We start from the raw sequence: 20,619 nt of genomic DNA, 5'->3' as shown, positions 1-20,619 counted from the left end.
TTTGTGTTTGGTGCTCCTCTTCACCCCCCCCCCCCCCCACCCCACGACTCTCCAGCGTCGAGAAGGATCCGCAGCAGTTCGTCCGGCGCGTCGCGCATCAGGTCGTGCTTGCTCTCCAGCGCCTGGACATTCCACTGTGGATCGTCGAGCAGCCGCCGGTAAGTCGGTTCGAACGGCGACCCACCGTCCCAAATCGTCGCGTACACGTAGTCCCGGCGGCGGAAGCGGCTCAGGTCCGCGTCCAGCCGGATCGACTGCAGCAGTGTCGCCAGCGGATGCGCCGACGCGCGGGGGTCGAAGAACGGCAGCGGCGGCACGGCGTACCCGGTCTCGCCGACGCTCAGGTACCACTCGCGCTGCCGGTCGTCGGTCAGGGTCCAGCAGGAATCGCCGTTCTCTGGCACGAAAGCGTCGAGGTACACCAGCGCGTCGACCAGTTCCGGCACCCGGTCGGCGGCACCGGTGATGACCATCCCGCCGTAGCTGTGGCCGACCAGCACGGCACGTTCGACCTGCTCGGCCTGCATCGCGCGCACGACGTCCTCGATGTGGGTGTCGAGGTTGACGCCGGAGTGCAGGAGGTTCTGCCGTTCGCTGAGGCCGGTGAGCGTCAGCGGGAGCACGCGGTGGCCGCGGTCGCGCAGCTGGCTCGTGAGCCGGTCGAAGCACCAGCCGCCGTGGCAGGCGCCGGGGACGAGAACGTACGTGGTCATGGACGCAACGCTAGAAGGAGCTCGGCTAGAAGTCCAAGAGCTGATTGTTCCCTAAGGCAGAAGCGTTGGTTATGCCCGGCCGGGCAGTGGCAGATCGTGCGACTTGCGGAAGTCGTTCAAGTCGGCCCACGCGAGGTGCGGGTCCAGCGCGAGCCGCCGCCGGGCGACGGCGAGTTCGTGCAGGCTCGGCGTGAGCTGGGACTGGGTGAGCGCGTCAGTGAACACGTCCAGGACGGTGGCGCAGAAGAGGACGAACGCGCTGCTGTGCAGACGCAGCCGGTTGACTGCGTCGGCGAGGTCGGGGGTCGCGCCTTCGTGCAGTTCTGCGGCTAACTCGGCGAGTTCCACCGCTTCGCGGGTGTCGGGGATGCGGAGCAGTTTCGGCCACAGTTCGGTCAGTTCCGGCGTCTGCGCGAGCCCGCGAGCTTGCGCGGTGAAGCCGCTCGCTTTGGCCGTCAGTTCGGTGCGCACCAGGATGCTCGTGACCGTCGACAGCGACGGCTCGTAGTGCTCGATCGTCACGTCCACCATGTCGATCGTGGTGCGGCGCAGGTCGCGCGGGAGGCCGCCGGAGAGGCAGTGGCCGAGGTAGCAGAACTGCTCCGGAACGCCGGGCAGCCGTTGCGCGATCCACAGCCTGCTTTCGTCGAGGGTGAACGATTCCAGCCGCACTACCTCGGAAAACGCGCTGTCGAACGCGTCGCGCACGGCCAGTCCGCGCTGTTCGAAGCTGAGCACCGCGTCGTCGGAAACTGCCACGAAGTACAGGCAGCCGGGCACGCCGAAGATGCCCTTGATGTCGTTCACCAGCTGTTGGGCCTTGTCCTGTTCGCCGATCTTGTCGAGTTCGTCGATGGCGACCACGACCCGGTCAGTGATCCCTTCCGCGCGCAGCGATCGGGCGGTCAGCTGGGCGAAGGCGCGGAATTCGTCGACGACCTCCGGGTGGGTCAGCTGTTGTTCGGCCCGTTGCGTGGAGCGGGTGTGCCCCATTTCGCCGCCTGCCGGGACGGCGAGTTTGCCCGACCAGCCGGTGGTGTAGGTCAGCAAGTACTTGGTCCGGAACAACTGCTCGTGTGCTTCGGTCTCCAGCGCGCGCAGTCCGGCGGACGATTTCCGCCGCAGGAAGATCAGCAGTGCCTTGGCTGCCGACGCGAGGAGTTTCCATGCCCAGCGCAGGGCGAGAACGGCGACCACGGCCAGTGCGATCCGGTTGCCCACTGGCTGGTCAATCCACAATGGACCTAGTAGGTGCGGGAACCGCACCTTGACGACGGTGTGCCAAAGTTCGCCGGGGAACCGCAGGAATCTCCCGTCCCACAGTGCGCCGCCGATCGCCCAGCCGAGTGCGGCCGAGAAGACGAGGTCGGCCGATCCGCGCCAGAACCGGCGGGCCCACCAACGCCAGCCGAGTTTCGATCCCACCGTCTGCTCGATCCGGTCGAGGACGGCTTGGCACAGGAGTTTGTACAGGTGCAGCACGAAATCGCGGGCGTCGTAGGTGGCTGGTGCGGCGGCGACCACGACCAGCGGTGCCGGGTTTTCGCTGCCGTGCAACAGGCCTCGCTGCATGGAGCGGATCGCGGTGGTCTTGCCGGACCCGCGTTGCCCGCCGAGCGCGACCGCGCCGGAGCCCGCGCGTTCGAGGACGCGCCGGATCCGTTTCGCCGCGGCGGTCGGCACGATTCGGGTGCTGTCCTCCTCGCCGAGGTCGTATTGCTGATCGAAAACCAGGGTGGTGCCGAAGTGCAGCTGCCGATGCGCGGAGATGACGTCGCGGACCTCGGGCAGCACGATCTCGCGCGCGGCGAACGAACGACGCGGCCCCAGACCGAATTGCTCCTCGTGGAACTGCATGGAGTCCGGGTTGATCCACTCGCGCAACGCGGTGACTTTGCGGACCGCGAGCGCGCCGGTGGCGAACAGGACGCACGGCATCATCAGGCCGGCGAAGATCCGGAGGAACAGCGGGAGCTGGCTCCACGCGGCGCTCATCAGGCTGAGATAGGCGAGCCCGAGCAGCACCGCGATGAACAGCCAGGCCACCTCGGTCGCCGACACCGCACGGTTTCGCGGACGGAACCCGCGGTCGCCCTCGGCCATGACCTGGTCCTGCAGCGTCCGGATCTTCGCGAGCAGCGTTTCGTTCGCGAACAGTTCCTCGCGCACGACTTCGGTACGCAGCGATTCCCGGGCGAGGAGCCGGGTGACCTCTGGCGAGCCGAGCGTTTCGTCGATGAGAGAGGCCAGCGCGGCTTGTGCGGTCCAAGAGTCGAAATCCTCGAGGTCTTCCGCCTCGATGGAGTGCGGGTCGCTCCGCTCGCCGGTCACTGGCGGATGATCCCACATCGAATGCTGTGGTCAGGGCGGTTTCGCCGACTGTTAGCTCGATGCGACCTCAAGCAGTCGCAGCGCGTCACGGGTGGCGTTGTCGCGCGGGGTGTAGGCCTCCAACCGGTGGTCGGGGTTGTCGGGCTGCAGCCAGACTTGGTAGTCGACATCCAGGTGGCCCAGCGTCGGGTGGCGGAGGTTCATCGGCCCGCTGGTGCAGTCCGCGACCTCGCCGGTCGCCCACAACGCGGCGAATTCCGGGCTGCCCATGACGAGTTCGCCGATCAGCTCGGCGAGCCGGGCGTCGGTCGGGTGCCGTCCGGACGTCAGGCGCAAGTAGCCGATGTGGATGCGCGCGAGGTCGGCCCAGTTGCGGTAGAGGTCGCGGTGCAGCGGGTCGAGGAAGAACATCCGCGGGATCGACGGCCGGGTGTCCGGCGAGTCCGGTGCGGTGTAGTCGAGATGTTCGGCGAGCAGGAGGTGGCCGATGCGGTTCCAGCCGAGCACGTCGCCCCGGCGGCCGAGGACGATCGCGGGCACGCTGTCGCTCAGTGCGTGCAGCAGGGTCGCGACCCGCGGGTCCAGCGTTTCCGGTGCGGGGCGCACCAGCCGGGAGACACCGGGGCGCTGGGCGAGGTTGTGCAGGTGGCTGGACTCGGCGTCGTCGAGGCCGAGCACCCGCGCGAGCGCGTCGAGCACCTGCGGCGAGGCGGTGCCGGACTGGTCCTGCTCCAGCCGCGTGTAGTACCCGACGCTGACGCCCGCGAGCTGGGCGAGTTCCTCCCGGCGCAGCCCGGGCACCCGGCGGAGCGTGCCGTACGTCCGCAGCCCGGCGGCTTCCGGCGTCACGCGGTCGCGGCGGGTTTTGAGGAACACGCCGAGGGTTTCGGTCTGCATGGTCTCGATGGTAGGCAGCGCACGCGCGAGGTGCCTGCACCTGCGAGGGGTACTCATCGCTGGTGCTGGCCGGGGCGGGCCGCGGGTTCCCAGGATCGGGGGCATGACGGAAACTCGCCGCGCCTGGCTGGGGCTGCTCGTGGTGCTCGGACCGGTTCTGCTGGTCTCGATGGACGGCTCGATCCTGTTCCTGACCATGCCGACCATCTCCCGCGCCCTGGCCCCGACCGCCGACCAAGCCCTGTGGATCCTCGACAGCTACGGCTTCGCGGTCGGTTCGCTGCTCATCGCGTTCGGGAGCCTCGGCGACCGGTACGGACGGCTCAAACTCCTGCTGGCCGGCACCGCGGTGTTCGGGGCGGGCTCGGCCGGGGCGGCGTTCGCGACCGGGCCGGAATGGCTCATCGGCTGTCGCGTGCTGATGGGGCTTGGCGGCGCGACGCTGTTGCCGTCTGCGCTCGCGGTGCTCAGCGAGTTGTTTCCCGAGCCGAGGCGACGGGCAAGGGCGATCGGGATTTTCGCCGCGACGTTCGCGGCTGGTTTCGCGATCGGGCCGATCTTCGGCGGGGTGCTGCTGAGCCGGTTCGGCTGGGGATCGGTGTTTCTGGTCAACCTGCCGGTCGTCGTGATTTTCCTTGCTGCTGCGCCGTTTGTGCTCCGGGAGGTCAGGACGACCCGGCCGGGGAAGGTCGATCTGCTCAGCATTGTCTTGTCCGCGGGCGGTTTGCTGCTGGCGGTGTACGCGGTCAAGAACCTCGCCGCCTACGGTCTGTCTTGGCCGGTGGCCGGAATCGGGGTCGTCGGTGCCGGGGTGCTGACGTGGTTTGTGTTGCGGCAACGGACGCTGGAGTATCCGCTCCTCGACGTGACTTTGTTCCGCGAGAAAGTCTTCACTGTCGCGGTGATCACCGGGGTGCTCTCGCTGTTCGCCTGGTCGGCGGCGGCGTATCTGACCGGGGTCTACCTCCAGTCCGTGCTGGGGATATCCGTACTCGCCGCTGCGCTGCTGGCGCTTCCGGGCGCTGCTGTGCTCACTGCGGTGTGCATCCTCACGCCAGCGTTCTCCCTCAAGATCGGGAGCCGGGCAGCGTTGGTGACGTGCCATTTCGCGATGGCGCTGGGGTTGGCGTTGCTGCTGGCGACCACTGCCACCGGCGGAATCGGATGGTTCATCGCGTCGACAGTGGTGGCCGGGATCGGTTACGGGATCTCGTTCTCGCTCGTCGCGGACACTGCGGTCGGCGCGGTGCCAACGGATCGGGCAGGCTCGGCGGGGGCGATCGCGGAGACGTCCAACGAGATCGGCAACGCGCTGGGGATCGCGTTGCTCGGTTCGGTCGCGGCGTTTGTCGTCCGGTTGCACGGGCCGGAGCAAGGGAAGGTCGCTGTCGTGACCGGGTTGCACGTCGCGATGGGCATCGCGGCGGTGCTCTGCGCTGGCCTGGGAATGCTCGCGCTGCGGTGGCTTCCGAAGGTGTCAGCTGAGGACGTCGTAGGCGAGGGCGACCGGGTCGTCGACGGTGCCTGACGGTTGGGCCTGGACAGCGGCTGCGGCGGCGGTCGCATCGGGCAGGGCCAGGTTGGGACAGCCGCAAAGGCGGTGGGCGGCGGCCAGGAGATCAGCGGCGTCGACCGGGCGGTCGAGGCGCAGGGCGTGGTCGGCGATGCCCACCAGGACTATCGCCAGGTACAGCACCTCGCCGGACGCTGCGGCCAAGGACAGTGCTTCGCGGCGGCGGCCCCGGGCGGTGGGGAGGTCTCCGGTTTGGGCGTCGAGGTAAGCGTGCGAATGCTGGATCATCGCGCGGAACAACGGATGCGGCGAGATGTCGCTCAGCAACGCTTCGGCCTGGTTCAGTTCCCGCCGGGCTTCCTCCAGATCCCCGCGCCAGCGGGCCAGTTCGGCTTTCGTCTGGGCCAGGAACGCAAGCGAATCAGGGAACGGCACACTCCGCGCGTCTCGTTCGGCGGCGGCTATCGCGGTCGCCGCTGCTGTCTCGTCGCCGAGTTGCCAGAACAGGTGCGCTTGCCTGCCCCGGGCGAACAGCATGTCCTCGGCGGAACCGATTTCCGAGACGACTTGGATCGATTCCTCGTAGCACGAAACGGCTTCCTCCAGCTCACCGCGACGGCCGACGACCTCGGCGAGACTGTTCAGCGCCAGCGACATCCCCCAGCGCTCCCCGCTCAGCCGGAACAGCCGGACAGCCTCGCGAATGTCGGCTTCCTGCGCGGCCGAGTCGTGCCGGAGGTTCAGCTGGGTCCGTGCTCGGTGCAGCCGGGCATGGGCGCGCAGCCACGGGTCCGCATCGGACAGCAAACCGTCCAATGCGGACTCGTCAGTGCCGTCGTCTCCGGTTCGGGTGAGGACCGGGAGAATGGACCGCAGCAAGGAATTCTTGCTGTCCCGGCTCAGTTCGAGCGCTTTGCGGCCCCAGGCGTCGGCGGAGGTTTCGGAGGACATTCCGATGGTCAGCAACAAGGCGGCCATCGCGTACCCCATCGCGCGCAGCTCGCGGTCCACCTCGCCGGGCAACGCCAATGCCGCCTCGATCAGTTCCTGCGCCTCGGTTTTGTGCCCGGTCAGCATCCAGAACCACGCGCACGACGTCACCAGCCGCAGTGACGTCGTAGCGTCGCCAGCGGCGATCGCGCCGCGTGCCGCGGAGATGAGGTTGCCGTGCTCGGCGGCGAACCGCGCCAGCCATTCGATCTGCTCGGCCCGGCGCAGGTATTTGTCGCCGGTTTCGGCGAAGCGGGCGAACCACTCGGCGTGTGCCTGCCGCAGTTCCTCGCGTTCGTCGGCCACGGTGAGCTGTTCCAGCCCGTACGCCTTGATCGTTTCGAGCATCCGGTAGCGCGGCTCGGGGTCCTCGGAAACGGTCAGTAGCGATTTGTCGACTAACGCGCTGAGCAGCTCGGACGTCCCTGCGCAGACCGCCTCCGCGGCCTCTGCGGTCGCGCCGCCGGAGAACACCGACAACCGGCGCAGCAGGTGCCGTTCGTCCGGTTCAAGCAGATCCCAGCTCCAGTCGACCACCGCGCGCAGCGTGCGGTGGCGCGGCAAGGCGGTCCGGCTGCCCGCGGTGAGCAGGCGGAACCGATCGTCGAGCCGGGCCGCGAGCTGGGACACCGTCATCGACCGCAACCGCGCGGCGGCGAGTTCTACCGCCAGCGGCATTCCGTCGAGTGCCCGGCAGATCCGCACCACATCGTCCACAGTGGACCCGTCGACGGTGAATCCCGGACGCACGGCGGCGGCACGATCGGCCAGCAGCCGCACCGAAGCACACGACATCGCTTCGACGGGCGTCGCGCTTTCCGCTGGCAACGTCAGCGGTTCGACTGGCCACAACGCCTCGCCGGTCACGGCCAAGGGCTCCCGGCTGGTCGCGAGAACGCGCAGCCGCGGGCATTCGCCGAGCAGGTGTTCGGCCAGTTCCGCAGCGGCTTCGACGACGTGCTCGCAGTTGTCGAGCACCAGCACCGCGTCCCGGTCGCGCAGCGCTCTCGCCGCCCGTTCGCGCGGAGTGCCGCTGGCGAGCGTTCCGGTGTACATCTGTTCGCGCAGGCCCAACGCGTCGAGCACGGCCTGCGGAACGTCCGCGCCGGTGGCGATCGGGGCCAGTTCGGCGAACCACACGCCGCTGCGTCCGGTCAGCAGCTGCCGCCCGGTTTCCGTGGCCAGCCGGGTCTTTCCGGCCCCACCGGGTCCGGTGAGCGTGGTGAGCCGGTACTCGCCGACCATCTTGGCCACGCGGGCGACGTCGGCGTCCCGGCCGACGAAACTGGTCAGCCCGGCTCGCAGGTTCGTGCGCGCCACATCCTGGCCGGCCACCGTCTCGCGGAGGATTTTGGTGTGCGCGGCGGACAGTTCGGGTGCCGGATCGGTGCCGAGTTCGTCCGCCAGCGCCATCCGGATGCGGGCGAACACCTGCAGGGCTTCGGCCGGTCGTCCGGCAGCTTGCAGAGAAAGCATCAACGCCGCGGCCAGCCGTTCTCGCAGCGGGTGCTCGGTCAGCAGTTCCGACAGTTCCTCGGCGAGTTCCGCGCCGTGCCCCATCCGGAGCGCGGCTTCGGCGTAGTCCTCGGCGGCTGAAAGACGCAGTTCGTTCAGCCGTGCGACATGCCCTCGGAAGAACTGCGCGTCGGAGACGTCGCCCAGCGCCGGACCGCGCCACAGATTGAGCGCCTCGCGCAGCAGCACGACTCGTTTCTCGTCGGGCGCCATCCTGGCCGCGGTGACCAGCTCTTCGAATCGTGCCGCGTCCACGGTCGCCTCAGGCAGCCGGTAGCCGGACGGGGTCGAGTCGAGCCGCGTGCCGGCCCGGCGAAGCCGCGAGACGAGCGCCTGCAACGCATTCGCCGTGGCCGGCGGACGCGTCCCCCAGACGGCGTCGACCAGACGCCCGGCCGAGACGACCCGGCCGGACTCCAGCGCGAGGGCGCTCAGCAGCGTCCGCAATCGGGCTCCGGCTATCTCGACCGCGGCACCGTCGTCGTTCCGGACCTCCAGGGGGCCCAGCAAGCCGATCCGCACTGGTCGATGATGCCGTGCTGACGGTCGTCCCGTCCTCCGGGATCTCCCCGATATCCAGGAGATCCCGGGTGAAAAATGGAGTCGACACCAAGTTTGCAGTCTGCTTCACTCTTCGGCGTGGGACTTCGAGAGCGAAAGAAGCAGGAGACGGTGCGGCACATCGCGGAAACCGCGCTGCGGATGTTCGTCGAGCGCGGATTCGACGCGGTGACGATCGCCGAGGTGGCCGAGGCCGCCGACGTCGCGGTCAACACCGTCTACAACCACTTCCGCGTGAAGGAAGACCTGGTGCTGCCGCCCTCCGAAGACTCGCCAGCTTCGGCGGGGCGGCTGGCCGGGATCGTGCGGGCGCGGGAGCCGGGGGTGTCCGCGGCACGTGCGGTGCTGGACCGCCTGCGCGACGAGATCCGGCAGCGCTCGCGGACGATCGGGTTGAGCCCGGGGTTCGGCCGGGTGCTGCCGATGATGCTGGCCGCGCCCACGCTCGCCGCGCGGCTGCGGGATCTCGGCGAGCAGATGGTCGCCGAACTCGCCGACCTGCTGGCCGAGGAAACCGGTGCGGCGCAGGGAGATCCGGTGCCCGGGCTGGTCGCCGCTCAGATCGGCTGGGTGCACAGCCTGCTGTACGGCGAGATCGGCAAACGCACTGTCGCGGGGGAGCGGCCGGACGACATCGCGGAGACCGCGCTGACGCTCCTCGACGCGGTCGAAGACCTGCTGAGCGAACAAGTTTTGACTTACGCGACCCGGAAGGACACCTGACATGGACGCGTTCCGCGTGATCATTCGCGGCAAATTCGACCCTCTCGACGAGAGCGCCCGCGCCACGCTGGAAGCCAAGACCGACGTCGCCTTCACCGAGGAAGGCACGTTCACCCACGACGTCAACGCGACGGCATTCACCTTCCGCTGTCAGGTCCCGGCCGGCCCGGACGACGACGAACGCGCGGCGAAAGACGGCGCGACCGCCGCGTTGGCCGAGCACGGCCTGCCGTACCGGGACCTGAACTACGCGGTCACCGACCTGCGCGCGATCAAGATCCGGCGGAAGAAACGTTAACGACCTCCGCCAGGGCGGTCGCCGCGCGCCAGCAGTCGTGGAAGGTGGAGTACATCGGCACGGGCGCCAGGCGGATCACGTCCGGACGGCGGGCGTCCGCAATGACTCCGTGCTGGGTCCGCAGGGCACTGCTGACGGCGTCGGCGTCCAAACCGTGCAGCCGGACGGAGAGCTGCGCTCCCCGGCTCTCCGGGTCCCGGGGCGTGAGCACCTCCAGCGGACGCCCCGTGCAGGTCGCGTCGAGCAGCGTTTCGAGGTAGCCAGTCAGCCGGAGGCTTTTGGCGCGCAAGGCATCCATGCCCACAGCGTCGAACATCTCCAGCGAAGCCCGCACCGGAGCCATGGCGAGGATGGGCGGGTTCGACAGCTGCCAAGAGTCGGCGGTGTCGACGGGGGTCACGTTCGGCTGCATGCGGAACCGCACGCCGGGGTCGGTGCTCCACCAGCCGGCCAGCTTCGGCAGCGAACGGTCCGCGAGATGCCGTTCGTGCACGAACGCGCCGGCGATCGCGCCCGGTCCGCTGTTGAGATATTTGTAGGTGCACCAGGCGGCCCAGTCGACATCCCAGTCGTGCAGCCGCAGCGGCACGTTGCCCGCCGCGTGCGCGAGATCCCAGCCCACGATCGCTCCGGCGGCGTGCCCGGCGCGGGTGATCGCCGGGAGGTCGAGCAGTTCCCCGCTGTAGTAGTTGACCCCGCCCAGCAGGACGAGCGCGACCCGGTGCCCGTGCTCGGCGAGCCAGCCGGAGACGTCCTCGCTGCGCAGCGTCGATTCCCCCGGCCGCGGCGAAAGCCGGATGACGGTTTCGTCCGGGTCATAGCCGTGAAGCGCGACTTGGCTGCGCACGGCGTAGCTGTCGGAGGGGAAGGCGGTGTCCTCGATGAGGATCGCGTGCCGCTCCGGGGTCGGCCGGTAGAAGCTGACCATCATCAGGTGCAGGTTGACCGTCAGCGAGTTCATCATCACGACCTCGGCCGGTCGCGCACCCACGAGCCGGGCCGCCGGATCGCGCAGCTGTTCGTGGTACGAAACCCACGGGCGGGCTGCTTCGACGTGGCCTTCGACGCCGAGCCGGGCCCAGTCTTCGAGTTCCTCGGCCAGCGCGGCGCGGGTCGCGATCGGCTGCAGGCCCAGGGAGTTCCCGGCGAAGTAGGCCGTCTCGGCGTAGCCGCCGCCAGTCGCGGGCGGGACGTGGAACTGCGCCCGCAGCGTCGGCAACGGGTCCTGGGCGTCGAGATCGCGGGCAGCCGCCTCGGAGAGGGCCACGGTCATGGAAGCTCCACAAAGTCGGACGGAAACGCGGGCTCTTCATCGTTCTTGCCGGGTGCCATGCCCGTCCAATGCCTGATTCGCTCGTTCGTATGCCCGCCCGGCTATCCCGGCGGTATTCCCGGACGGCTATGCCGCGGCGGGCATTCGGCATTTCCGAACCGTCGCGGTTTGGGTCACGCTGTGCCGATCGACAACGGCCAGCAGAAGGCAGTGATCACGATGCCGACCGAAGCTCAGCCCGCGGACGCGAACCTCAAGCGAAGCATCTCCCTGTTCCAAGCCGTCGGAGTCTCGTTCCATCAGGTAGTCGGCGGCGGGGTCGTCGCGTTGATGGGCACGGCCATCGCGCTGACCGGGGCCGGCGCGCCGATCGCCTTCGCCGTCGCGGCGCTCGCGGTGATCGTCTATTCACTGCCGATCGCGTCCCTCGGGAGCGCGATGCCGGTCACCGGCGGCCGCTACACCTACGCCGCGCGGCTGGTCTCGCCCGCGGCCGGATTCGCGTCGATGTGGCTGTCCGCCGTGTCGGTCATCCAGCTCAGCCTGATGGCGCTGGCCGGGGCGAATTACGTCAGCGCGCTCGTGCCGGGCGTTCCGGTCCGGCCGCTGGCGATCGCGCTGATCACGGTGTTCTTCCTGACGAACCTGGCGGGCGCGACGTTCTCCAGCCGCGTCGGCATCGTGCTCGCGGTCGTCATGCTCGCCGCCTTCCTGCTGTACGGGATCGCCGGGATCGGGCAGGTGCGCTGGAGCGAGTTCGGGAACCTGACCCCGCACGGCATCGGCGGCCTGCTCAACGCGGCGGCCATGCTCACCTTCGCCACCACCGGCGCCTTTCTGATCGCTGACATCGGCGGGGAGATGAAGCGGCCGGGACGCGACATCCCGCTGTCGGTCGTCGGCGGCACTCTCGTCGCGGCGGTGATCTACGTGATCGTGGCGATCCCGTCGGTGGGCGTGCTCGGCGCGGAGGCGTCCGCGGGCAAGCCGATGTCCGACGTCGCCCGCCACATCCTGTCCCCGGGCGGTTTCGCGTTCTTCATTCTTGGCGGCGCGATGGCGTCGGTGATCGGGCACATCAACTCGCTGCTGCTGGCGGCGACGAAACCCGCGCTGGCCGCGACCGGCGACGGCTGGCTGCCCGCCGGGCTCGGCGCGGTGAACCGCAGGTTCGGCACCCCGCACTGGCTGCTGGCGATTCTCTACCTGATCGGCGTGGTCCCGGTGCTGGCCGGGTTCAGCGTCGCGAACATCGCGGCCATGACGTCGATCGTCACCGGGCCGTTGCTCACCTTGCTGATCATCGCGTCGTGGCGGTTGCGCCGGCAGCGTCCGGAACTGCACGCGGCGGCCCCGTTCCGGATGCGCCGGGCGTCGCACGCGGTGTTGTCCTGCCTCGGTGTCGCGATCCTCGGCGTCCAGACTTGGTTGCTGCTCAAGCAGATCACCCTTCCCGCTCTGCTCGCGCTGGCAGCCTGGAGCGTGCTGGGTGTCGTCGTGTGGCTGGCCCGCCGGTCACGAGCGGCGACCGCCGGAAGTTCGCCGCGTTCCCTCAACCTCGAAAGCGAGTGCACGCCATGACCACACAGCTGATCCTCCTCGGCACGGCGGGCGGTCCCGCTCCGAAACGCACCCGGAGCGCTCCGGCGCAGGCGATCGTCGTCGACGGCGCCACCTACGTGATCGACTGCGGCAACGGAGTCGCCCGGCAGCTGGTGCACGCGGGCATCGCGCTGGACTCGCTGCGCGCGGTCGGCATCACGCATCACCACTCCGACCACAACGCCGATTACGGCAACCTCTACCTGCTGGCCTGGGCCGCCAACCTGGAACGCCGGGTCCCCGCGTTCGGCCCGCCGCCGCTCGCGGACATGACCCGGCATTTCCTGGCGATGAACCGCTTCGACATCGACACCCGGGTCGTCGACGAAGGCTTGCGGCCGCTGGACCAGCTGCTCGATCCGTACGAAGTCGCGGAGGACGGCGTGGTCTTCGAGGACGAGAACGTGCGGATCACCGCGGCCCGCGTGGACCACCCGCCGATCGTGGACGCCTTCGCCTACCGCGTGGACACCGCGGACCGGTCCATCGTGGTTTCCGGCGACACCGCGCCGTGCGAGAACCTGGCCCGGCTCGCTCGCGGCGCGGACGTCCTGGTGCACGAGGTCATGTACGTCCCGGCGGTCGATGAGATGGTGGGCCGCTACAACGGCACGACTCTGCGCGACCACCTGCTGGCGAGCCACACCAGCGTCGAACGGGTCGGTGCGCTCGCCGAGGAGGCAGGCGTCGGGACGCTCGTGCTGTCGCATTTCGTCCCGACCGACGCCGACATCCCCGACGAGGTTTGGGCGAAACACGCTGCCGAGGGGTTCCGCGGCGAGGTCGTCGTCGGCCGGGACCTGCTGCGGCTGTGACCGGCCGCCGCGAGAAGAAGTCGCGTCGTTCCCAGGCTTCGGCGGGCTTCGTACCTACAGTGGCCAGGTGACTACGCCCGCAGAGGACCAGCGCGACCACGTGATGGCGCGCGCGTCCGCGCTCCGCCGTGAGCTTCGCGCGGGTCTGGCGCAGCTGCCGGACCAGGCGGACGACGAACGCACGCAGACGCTCGACACCCTGGTCGAGCGGGCGGAGGTGCTGCTGCGCACCGAGAAGGAAGTCGACGCCGCCGTCGAGCAGGTGCGGCTCGCCCGGCTGGAAGCGAAACACGGCAAGGTGCAGCGGACGACGCTGTACCTGGCCGTCGCGCCGGTCGCGGTCGGGATGGTGAGCGGCGCGATGATGCTGTTCGGCGCGCTCAACGCCGTCTGGCTGCTGCTCGCGTTGCCATTGCTGGCCGCTGGATTGCGGATCGCGTTCGGGCCGCTCGGGCCGACCCCGCTGATGGTCGTCCGGCGGCAGCGCGCCGCGTACAGCGGAGCGCTGGCCGCGATCTTCACCGCGGTCGCGCTCATCGGCGCCGGGCCGTCCGCCCAGCTGATCGTGGTCATCCTGGCCGCGCTCACCACGGTCGCGACCGTGGCTTTCCTGGCGCAGGAGGCGCGGTGACCTACTCCGAGTACTACCGCGACACCGAGTACTACCCGCCCGAGGAGGTCCCGGAGGCCGATCCGGAACTCCTTGCCCTCACCGACACGGTCGGCGGTATGCAAGAGACCGTCGACGATCTGGAAAACCGCACCGTCCGCGAGCTTTCCGAACTGCGCGAGACGGTCGAGTCGTTCACCGAAACGCATTCCCGGCACGAAACCCGGCTGGACCACACCGCCCGGCAGCTCGAACGGCTCCGGCAGCGGTTGCTGGTGCTCGAACGCGCGGTGCGGGTGTCGGAGAAGGTTCCGGTAGTCGATCTGGACAACGTCGGCCCGCAACTGCGGCAGCTCGCCGCGGAGGCGGAACGGCGGCACAGCCTCGCGGCGCAGCTGCTCACACCGAGCCAGCGCCGACCGTACGAAGAGGACGTCGCGCGGCTGCCGCAGGCGCGGGAAGCGCTGGCGCAGAGCGAAGAAGCGTTGATCGCCGTCCTGGAAGTGCTGGCGAAAGCCGAACGCGGCACGCCGGAGCGCGACGACGCGGAGTCGCGTCTGTCCGAAGTGGTCGCTCGACGCCGGGGTGTGCTGGACCGTCAGCTTCCTGCCGCGCAACAGGATGCCGAAGCGGCACAACAGCTTCTCGCCGCCGACGAGGTGACGCGGACCCGGGTGCTGCCGCAGATCGAGAAGTGCGAACGAGACTGGGAAGAGCTGCATTCCCGGCTGCGCGAACGAATCACCGAGGCGATCGGGTCGAGCGCGTTGCTGCCGGTGTGGTTCACGCACGCGTTCGGGGTCGCGCCGCCTTCCGGTGCGGCGGGCGACAAATGGATTCGCGCGGCGACGTCCGCGCTGGCCTACCGGGTGACGCACGGCGTGGTCGATCCGGCGCTGCCGCTGGGGGAGCCGCCGCCGTCGGACACCGACTGGACGGAACCGAAGTGGTCGTGGCGGGCCCGGCTGGAGCACGACATCGAGGAACTCGACCTCGGCGTGGATTAACGCGGTTCCTCCGGTGTGGTGTCGGATGCGGGTGCGAGTTCTCGCTGCATCCACGTGACGTCTCGCCAGGCTCCGTGTTTCCAGCCGATTCGCCGCCAGGTTCCGATGAGTTCGAAGCCCATGGCCTTGTGCAGGCCGATGCTCGGTTCGTTCGGTTGTGTCATCCCGGCGACTGCCATCCGGAAGCCGCGTTCGGCCAGTCGGGCGAAAAGGGCTTCGTACAAGGCTTTTCCGCCGCCCGCGCGCCGACGGTCCTGCGCGAGGTACACGCTCACTTCGCATGACCAGCGGTAGGCCGCGCGCTCCTTGTACGGGCTGCCGTAGGCGTATCCGACGACCTCGCCGTCGATTTCCAGCACCAGCCACGCGTACGACTTCGTCGCCTTCGCGATGCGGGCGGCCATTTCCGTCGGTGTCGGGGGTTCGGTCTCGAAGCTGATCGTGGTTTCCCGGACGTACGGCGCGTAGATCGCCGCGCACGCCTCGGCGTCCCGTTCTTCGGCAGGTCGGATCAACATGTCCACGATAGTAGACACGAACCGCTGCTATAGTCGACCACTGTGACCGATCCCCTCTCCGCCTCGCTCGCCGCCGCGGTGCGCGAAGCCCGGCAGGACCGTGCGTTGTCCGCTGGCGTGCTCGCCGAACGCTCCGGTGTTTCCCGTGCGATGATCGGGAAAATCGAACGCGGCGAAGCCCAGCCGACGGCCGTGCTGCTGAGCCGGCTCGCCACCGCACTCGGGCTCACGCTGTCCGAACTCATCGCCCGCGCGGAGGGGGACGACCGCCGCCTCGTCCGTCGCGACGACCAGCCGACCTGGCAGGACCCGGTCACCGGCTACGTGCGCCGCGCGGTCTCGCCGCCCGGCCACGGTGCCACCGAGTTGGTCGAGATCGACTTGCCGCCCGGCGAGAAAGCTGGCTTCCCGGCCAGTTCCTACGCCTTCGCCGACCATCAGGTCTGGGTGCTGTCAGGCCAATTGCGCTTCCATGAAGGCGAAGTGGTGCACGAACTCGCCGAAGGCGACTGTCTCCAGCTGGGCCGCCCGGTCGACTGCGCGTACGAGAACCCCGGGACGCAGCCGTGCCGCTATCTGGTGGTGCTCACCAAATTGTGACCTGGTTCATGCCTGATTTGTCTGATTACCGGGGTCTCCCGCCCGGACATGATGCGACCGCGACAACGCATCCGGGAGGAGAAACGAGTGGGTTCGTGGCGTGAATTGGGGGCACACCTCAGCACAGCGGTCGTGCTGGCGGGCGGTGTGCTCGTCGGCGCGGTCAACATCTATGTGGCGGCAAGCCTTTTGCCGACCGCGGTCGCCGACATCGGCGGGGAACGGCTGTACGCGTGGAACATGACGGCGTTCCTGGTCGCACAGGTCGTCGCCACGATGTTCGTCGGCCGGGCGCTCGCCCGGCTCGGCAACGCGGCGGCGTACTACCTAGGGTTCGGCGTTTTCGCGGCGGGCTCGGTGGTGTGCGCGGTGAGTCCCGCGATGCCGGTGCTGCTGGCCGGTCGCGGGGTTCAAGGATTGGGTGCCGGATTGCTGACGGGCCTCGGGTTCGCGGTGATTCATTCGGCCCTGCCGCAGCATTTGTGGGCACGGGGGAGTGCGTTGATCTCGGCGATGTTCGGGGTCGGCAACCTGGTCGGCCCGGCGCTCGGCGGGTTGTTCGCGCAATTCGGTTCGTGGCGCGTGGCGTTCGTCGTGCTGGCGGTCGCGGCGGTCGTGATCGCGGCGCTGGTGCCGCGGGCGCTTCCGCGCAGCGAGACCCGTGGTGCGGCAGGTCCCGTGCCAACCTTCGCGCTGGTGGCCGTCGTGGGCGCGGTCGGGGCGGTGAGTGTCGCCGGAATCTTGCCGAACGTCGTCGCGATGGCTGCGTTTATCGTGCTGGGATTAGGTTTCGTACTGGCGTTTCTGCTCGTCGAGAAACGCGCTGCGGTTCGGGTGCTGCCTGCGGAGACCTACCAGTCAGGCTCGTCGTTGCGGTGGATCTACCTGACCATCATGTGTCTCGCGGCCGGGGTTTCGGTGGAGTCGTTCCTGCCGTTGTTCGGTCAGCATCTCGGCGGATTACCGCCCGCCGCAGCGGGTTTCTTCTCCGCCGCGCTGTCGTTCGGCTGGTCTGCTGGGCAGCTCGTCAGCTCGTCGGCACGCCGGGTCCGGCTGCTCTGCCTGGCCGGACCGACGCTGCTAGCTGTCGCGTTCGTCGTGCTTGCCTTGCTGCAGCGGGAAAACGCCTCGGTGCTGGCGTGGCTGGTCGTCCTTCTCGCTGGCGGCACGGGGATCGGCATCGCCATGCCGCACCTGTCGGTCGCCGCGATGGCCAGCGGTCAGCAGGCGGCGGCCGCGATCGCTACGGTGCTCACGATGGCGACCGCGTTCGGTGCCTCGGTCGCCGGTCTGCTGGTGAACCTGGGCGCGCCGTCGATGGTGGCGTCCGCGCGCTATTTGCTGATCGGCTTCGCTGTCGTTGCCGCGGCCGGGATTTTCACGACAGCCGCGGCAGGCGTTGGTGCACGTCGAGCAGTTGCGCGAATGGATCTCCCGCTTTCGCCACGCGATCGAGCACCGTCCGGATCGTCCACCGATCCGGAGTGAGGTCGGGGTCGTCGAGTTCGTCCCATTCCAGCGGGACGGACACCGGCGCCCCCGGCTTCGGCCGCACGCTGTACGGCGCGACGAGGGTTTTGTTCAGCACGTTCTGCGTGTAGTCGAGCCGCGCGAGCCCGCCGCGGCGGTCCTTGTGCCACGCCCAGCTCACCAGGTCCGGCACGATCTTGCCGATCGACTTCGACACGGTTTCCGCCCACGCCCGAGTCTCGGCGTACGTATACCGCGGTTCGATCGGCACCCAGACCTGAATGCCGCGCTGCCCGGTGGTTTTCGGCCGCCCGACGAGCCCGAAGTGGTCGAGCGCGGTCCGATGCAGCCGGGCGAGCGCGAGCACGTCGTCGAAGGACGTCTCCGAACCGGGGTCGATGTCGAACAGCAGCCAGGTCGGATGCTCGACGTCGGACGTGCGCGACGTCCAGGCGTGCAGCTCCAGCGCGGCGAAGTTGGCCAGCCAAGCCAGATCCGCGACGCCGGAGGGCACGAGATACTGCTGCACCTCGCCGGGTTCGGCCGCTTCGTAATGCCAGCGGTGCAGCCACTCCGGCGCGTGGTCGGGGACTTCCTTGTGCCAGAAGCCGGGTTTGCCGACGCCGCCAGGGAACCGGTTGGTGTTGAGTGCGCGTCCGGCGAGGTAGGGGAGCATCGTCGGCGCGATCCGGGCGTAATACTCGATCAACTCTCGTTTGGTGATCGGCGCTTCGCCATCGCGGCCAGGAATCAACGTCTTGTCGAGGTTGGTGACCTTCAACTGCCGCCCGGCGACCGTCCAGGTTCCCTGCTTGCCCAGCTCGTGCAGCGCGGCGAACTCCTCCTCGGCCGCCGGCTCGAACACCGCATGCAGCGGCACCTCCGCCTCGGTCGCAGGCAGATCGCCCCGCCACAACGCAGGCGGGGCGGCGGCGATCTCGTCGTTGGTGAGCCCGCTTTTCACCGACTTCGGATGGTCCTCGGCGTCCCAGCCCGCGGTGGCGTAGTCGTCCTGCTTGTGCAGCAGAAACCACTGCTTCCCGTCGCCGTCCTTCTTGGGATGGATCAGCACGAACCGGCCGGCCAGCTTCTCGCCGTACAGGTCGAAGTGCAGGTTCCCGTCCGCGAGCGCCTGCTCGGGATCGTCGGTGTCGACCGGCTCCCAGCGCCCGCGATCCCACACGATCACGTCGCCGCCGCCGTACTCGCCGTGCGGGATCACGCCCTCGAAATCGGCGTACTCCAGCGGATGGTCCTCGACGTGCACGGCCATCCGACGCGCCTTCGGGTCAAGCGTCGGCCCCTTCGGCACCGCCCAGCTGACCAGCACGCCACCCAGCTCGAGCCGGAAGTCGTAATGCTTCCGCCGCGCCCGATGCCGCTGCACGACGAACCGGTAACCCGGCTCCTTCGGGGCATTCGCACCAGACGGCTCGTCGGTCTTCGCGAAGTTGCGCATGGCGCGATACTTCGCGAGCCGCTCGGCGGCGCCGTCCATTCGCTGCCCCTCCCGTTCAGCAGGTTGGCGGCTCCTCCCTACAGGAGCTGCTGTCGACCGTTCCGGAAGCCGCCTGCAACAGCAAGTTGTAGAGCTGCTCACGCTGGTCCGGGTCGAGCGCCGCGAACACCTCGTCCTCGACCGCCGCGAGCGCCGCCTCCGCCCGGGCCAGCTCCTTCGCACCACGCTCAGTCAGCACGACGACGTGCCGCCTGCGGTCCTCCGGCGAACGCCGCCGCTCGATCAGCTGGTCGGCTTCGAGGTCGTTGAGCAGGCCGACGACGTTGGTGCTGTCCATCTCGAGGATCTGCGCGAGGGACTGCTGGGTGCTGGACCCGCGGGTCTGGAGGACGGTCAGCGCGATCAAATGCCGAGGCCGCAGCCCGAACGGCGCGAGCACGCTCTCCGCGCGCAGCCGGATGCGGCGCGCGAAGTGCTCGAGCAACGCACCAGACCTGCGCGGAGCCTGGGCGACGAGCGGCAGCGGAGCCATGTGTCCAGTCTACGAGACAGCCTGGGTAGCTTCCGTGCTATAAATGGTTTGTCTTACACAAACTATCTACGGACGGTCATCGACATGGCGCACCTCCTGCACCTCGACTCCAGCATCAACGGCGACCGCTCAGTGAGCCGCAAACTCAGTGCCCGCGCTGCTCAGGCATGGCGAGCCGCGCATCCTGGGGGAACGGTGACGTACCGAGATCTGGGCGCGAACCCAGTTCCGCACCTGGACCCCCTCGCCTGGGAAGCCCGGATCACCCCCGCGTCCGAGCACACCGAAGACCACCGCGCAGCCGCTCGAATCGGCGAAGAACTGGCAGCCGAAGTGCTGGCCGCGGACACCGTGCTGCTGGGCCTCCCGCTCTACAACTACGGCGCACCCAGCTCGGTCAAAGCCTGGGTAGACCGCCTGATCGCCTCCGCGGGCGAAGACCCCTCGGTACTGGGCGGCCGAGAACTCCTAGTCCTGGCCAGCCGCGGCGGCGGTTACGGCGAAGGCACTCCCCGGCACGGCTGGGACCACGCAGAAGGCTGGCTCCCACACGGCCTTTCCTTGACCGGCCTGGAACCGCGCTTCATCACCGCCGAATTCACCATGGCAGACCTCAACCCCGCCCTGTCGGAATTCCGCCCGCACGCCAAGGAAAGCCTCGCCGCCGCAGAACGAGAAATCGACGCCCTGTGGACCCCCGCCGGTGCCACCCGCTGACTCGCCTCGAACGCAAGAAGGCTCCTTGCGGGACGCAATTCCCCCAAGGAGCCCCTTCTCCGCCCCTCAGCCCCGCTCCCGCCCCTGCCGCGATGTCCCCAATGTGGCATTGGGTGCGTCGCATGCACCCAATGTGGCGTTCGGTGCGTCAGCCGCACCCAATGCCACATTGGGGCGCTAGCCCCACCCGCGACCCAACCGCAACCCGCCCCGCCCAACCCGACCAGCAACTCAGGCCGCGCACCACCCGCTGCCGCCCGCCCCGGCCGGACCAGCAACTCAGGCCGCGCACCACCCGCTGCCGCCCGCCCCGGCCGGACCAGCAACTCAAGCCGCGCACCAAACCACCGCCACCACACCCAAACCACCCCAGGCAGCCACACCCGGCCCTGCACCCCGATACGAAGCCAAAAATGCGGGAGGAGGGTGCTTGTCAAGGCATCTTTCCCGCCATGTCAAGCACCCACCTCCCGGC

Annotated in this window: 18 protein-coding genes; 10 read left to right on the top strand and 8 right to left on the bottom strand. The window is 69.0% G+C overall.

All coding sequences use genetic code 11. The annotated features are described in order from the left end of the window. Positions 1-20: 20 nt before the first annotated feature. The 3 genes from ACWGIC_RS33290 to ACWGIC_RS33280 all read right to left on the bottom strand — a co-directional run bounded on the left by ACWGIC_RS33290 (position 21) and on the right by ACWGIC_RS33280 (position 3,941). Positions 21-713 carry an alpha/beta fold hydrolase gene (locus ACWGIC_RS33290; RefSeq protein ID WP_452079878.1) on the bottom strand — a complete coding sequence of 231 codons (693 nt, stop codon included), beginning with the start codon at positions 711-713 and terminating at the stop codon, positions 21-23. Positions 714-782: 69 nt separating this feature from the next. After that, a complete protein-coding gene (locus tag ACWGIC_RS33285; RefSeq protein WP_452079877.1) occupies positions 783-3,044 on the bottom strand; it encodes a hypothetical protein in 2,262 nt (753 codons plus the stop codon). 51 nt (positions 3,045-3,095) lie between these two features. Continuing rightward, the gene (locus ACWGIC_RS33280) at positions 3,096-3,941 is read right to left on the bottom strand and encodes a helix-turn-helix transcriptional regulator (protein ID WP_452079876.1); all 846 of its coding nucleotides are present in this window, start codon (positions 3,939-3,941) and stop codon (positions 3,096-3,098) included. Positions 3,942-4,044: 103 nt separating this feature from the next. Here ACWGIC_RS33280 and ACWGIC_RS33275 point away from each other — a divergent pair, with 103 nt between their 5' ends. Then, positions 4,045-5,469, top strand: coding sequence for an MFS transporter (locus ACWGIC_RS33275; protein ID WP_452079875.1), 1,425 nt, complete (start codon positions 4,045-4,047; stop codon positions 5,467-5,469). Here ACWGIC_RS33275 and ACWGIC_RS33270 read toward each other — a convergent pair. Beyond that, the gene (locus ACWGIC_RS33270) at positions 5,419-8,481 is read right to left on the bottom strand and encodes a BTAD domain-containing putative transcriptional regulator (protein ID WP_452079874.1); all 3,063 of its coding nucleotides are present in this window, start codon (positions 8,479-8,481) and stop codon (positions 5,419-5,421) included. The two genes, ACWGIC_RS33275 and ACWGIC_RS33270, sit on opposite strands and share 51 nt — an antisense overlap. Positions 8,482-8,598: 117 nt before the next feature. On the opposite strand from ACWGIC_RS33270, the gene ACWGIC_RS33265 reads away from it, so the two are divergent. Both ACWGIC_RS33265 and ACWGIC_RS33260 read left to right on the top strand, forming a co-directional pair. Next, positions 8,599-9,243: a TetR/AcrR family transcriptional regulator gene (locus tag ACWGIC_RS33265; RefSeq protein ID WP_452079873.1), complete on the top strand. Its 645-nt coding sequence runs from the start codon at positions 8,599-8,601 to the stop codon at positions 9,241-9,243. Position 9,244: 1 nt separating this feature from the next. Beyond that, entirely contained in the window at positions 9,245-9,541 is a 297-nt protein-coding gene (locus tag ACWGIC_RS33260; RefSeq protein ID WP_452079872.1) for a DUF6204 family protein, read from the top strand. Here ACWGIC_RS33260 and kynU read toward each other — a convergent pair. Next, a complete protein-coding gene (gene kynU / locus ACWGIC_RS33255) occupies positions 9,516-10,814 on the bottom strand; it encodes a kynureninase (protein WP_452079871.1) in 1,299 nt (432 codons plus the stop codon). The two genes, ACWGIC_RS33260 and kynU, sit on opposite strands and share 26 nt — an antisense overlap. A gap of 180 nt (positions 10,815-10,994) precedes the next feature. Between kynU and ACWGIC_RS33250 the strand changes: the two genes are divergently transcribed. From ACWGIC_RS33250 to ACWGIC_RS33235, 4 genes are all read left to right on the top strand, one after another. Next, complete coding sequence (locus ACWGIC_RS33250) at positions 10,995-12,395, top strand: APC family permease (protein WP_452079870.1); 1,401 nt, start codon at positions 10,995-10,997, stop codon at positions 12,393-12,395. Then, complete coding sequence (locus tag ACWGIC_RS33245) at positions 12,392-13,231, top strand: MBL fold metallo-hydrolase (RefSeq protein WP_452079869.1); 840 nt, start codon at positions 12,392-12,394, stop codon at positions 13,229-13,231. Before ACWGIC_RS33250 ends, ACWGIC_RS33245 begins: the two co-directional genes overlap by 4 nt. Before the next feature lie 67 nt (positions 13,232-13,298). Continuing rightward, positions 13,299-13,862 (top strand): hypothetical protein, encoded by a 564-nt coding sequence (locus tag ACWGIC_RS33240; protein ID WP_452079868.1) that lies wholly within the window; start codon positions 13,299-13,301, stop codon positions 13,860-13,862. After that, entirely contained in the window at positions 13,859-14,848 is a 990-nt protein-coding gene (locus ACWGIC_RS33235; RefSeq protein WP_452079867.1) for a hypothetical protein, read from the top strand. The genes ACWGIC_RS33240 and ACWGIC_RS33235 overlap by 4 nt, the downstream gene beginning before the upstream one ends. Here the strand turns inward: ACWGIC_RS33235 and ACWGIC_RS33230 are convergent. Beyond that, positions 14,845-15,366, bottom strand: coding sequence for an N-acetyltransferase family protein (locus ACWGIC_RS33230; RefSeq protein ID WP_452079866.1), 522 nt, complete (start codon positions 15,364-15,366; stop codon positions 14,845-14,847). The two genes, ACWGIC_RS33235 and ACWGIC_RS33230, sit on opposite strands and share 4 nt — an antisense overlap. Before the next feature lie 42 nt (positions 15,367-15,408). On the opposite strand from ACWGIC_RS33230, the gene ACWGIC_RS33225 reads away from it, so the two are divergent. Together ACWGIC_RS33225 and ACWGIC_RS33220 are read left to right on the top strand one after the other, a co-directional pair. Beyond that, complete coding sequence (locus ACWGIC_RS33225) at positions 15,409-15,966, top strand: helix-turn-helix domain-containing protein (protein WP_452079865.1); 558 nt, start codon at positions 15,409-15,411, stop codon at positions 15,964-15,966. Positions 15,967-16,053: 87 nt separating this feature from the next. Next, the gene (locus ACWGIC_RS33220) at positions 16,054-17,454 is read left to right on the top strand and encodes an MFS transporter (protein ID WP_452079864.1); all 1,401 of its coding nucleotides are present in this window, start codon (positions 16,054-16,056) and stop codon (positions 17,452-17,454) included. On the opposite strand, the gene ligD is transcribed toward ACWGIC_RS33220, so the two are convergent. Together ligD and ACWGIC_RS33210 are read right to left on the bottom strand one after the other, a co-directional pair. Continuing rightward, entirely contained in the window at positions 17,345-18,934 is a 1,590-nt protein-coding gene (gene ligD, locus ACWGIC_RS33215) for a non-homologous end-joining DNA ligase (RefSeq protein ID WP_452079863.1), read from the bottom strand. The two genes, ACWGIC_RS33220 and ligD, sit on opposite strands and share 110 nt — an antisense overlap. Before the next feature lie 16 nt (positions 18,935-18,950). After that, positions 18,951-19,427: a MarR family winged helix-turn-helix transcriptional regulator gene (locus ACWGIC_RS33210; protein WP_452079862.1), complete on the bottom strand. Its 477-nt coding sequence runs from the start codon at positions 19,425-19,427 to the stop codon at positions 18,951-18,953. Between the two features lie 84 nt (positions 19,428-19,511). Here ACWGIC_RS33210 and ACWGIC_RS33205 point away from each other — a divergent pair, with 84 nt between their 5' ends. Next, on the top strand, positions 19,512-20,144 hold the full coding sequence (locus ACWGIC_RS33205) for an FMN-dependent NADH-azoreductase (RefSeq protein WP_452079861.1): 633 nt from the start codon (positions 19,512-19,514) through the stop codon (positions 20,142-20,144). Positions 20,145-20,619: the final 475 nt, after the last annotated feature.

This window comes from Amycolatopsis sp. NPDC054798 (genome assembly GCF_053611505.1).
Note: the sequence above shows the minus strand (reverse complement) of the source record. Positions and strands in the feature narration are given on the sequence as shown.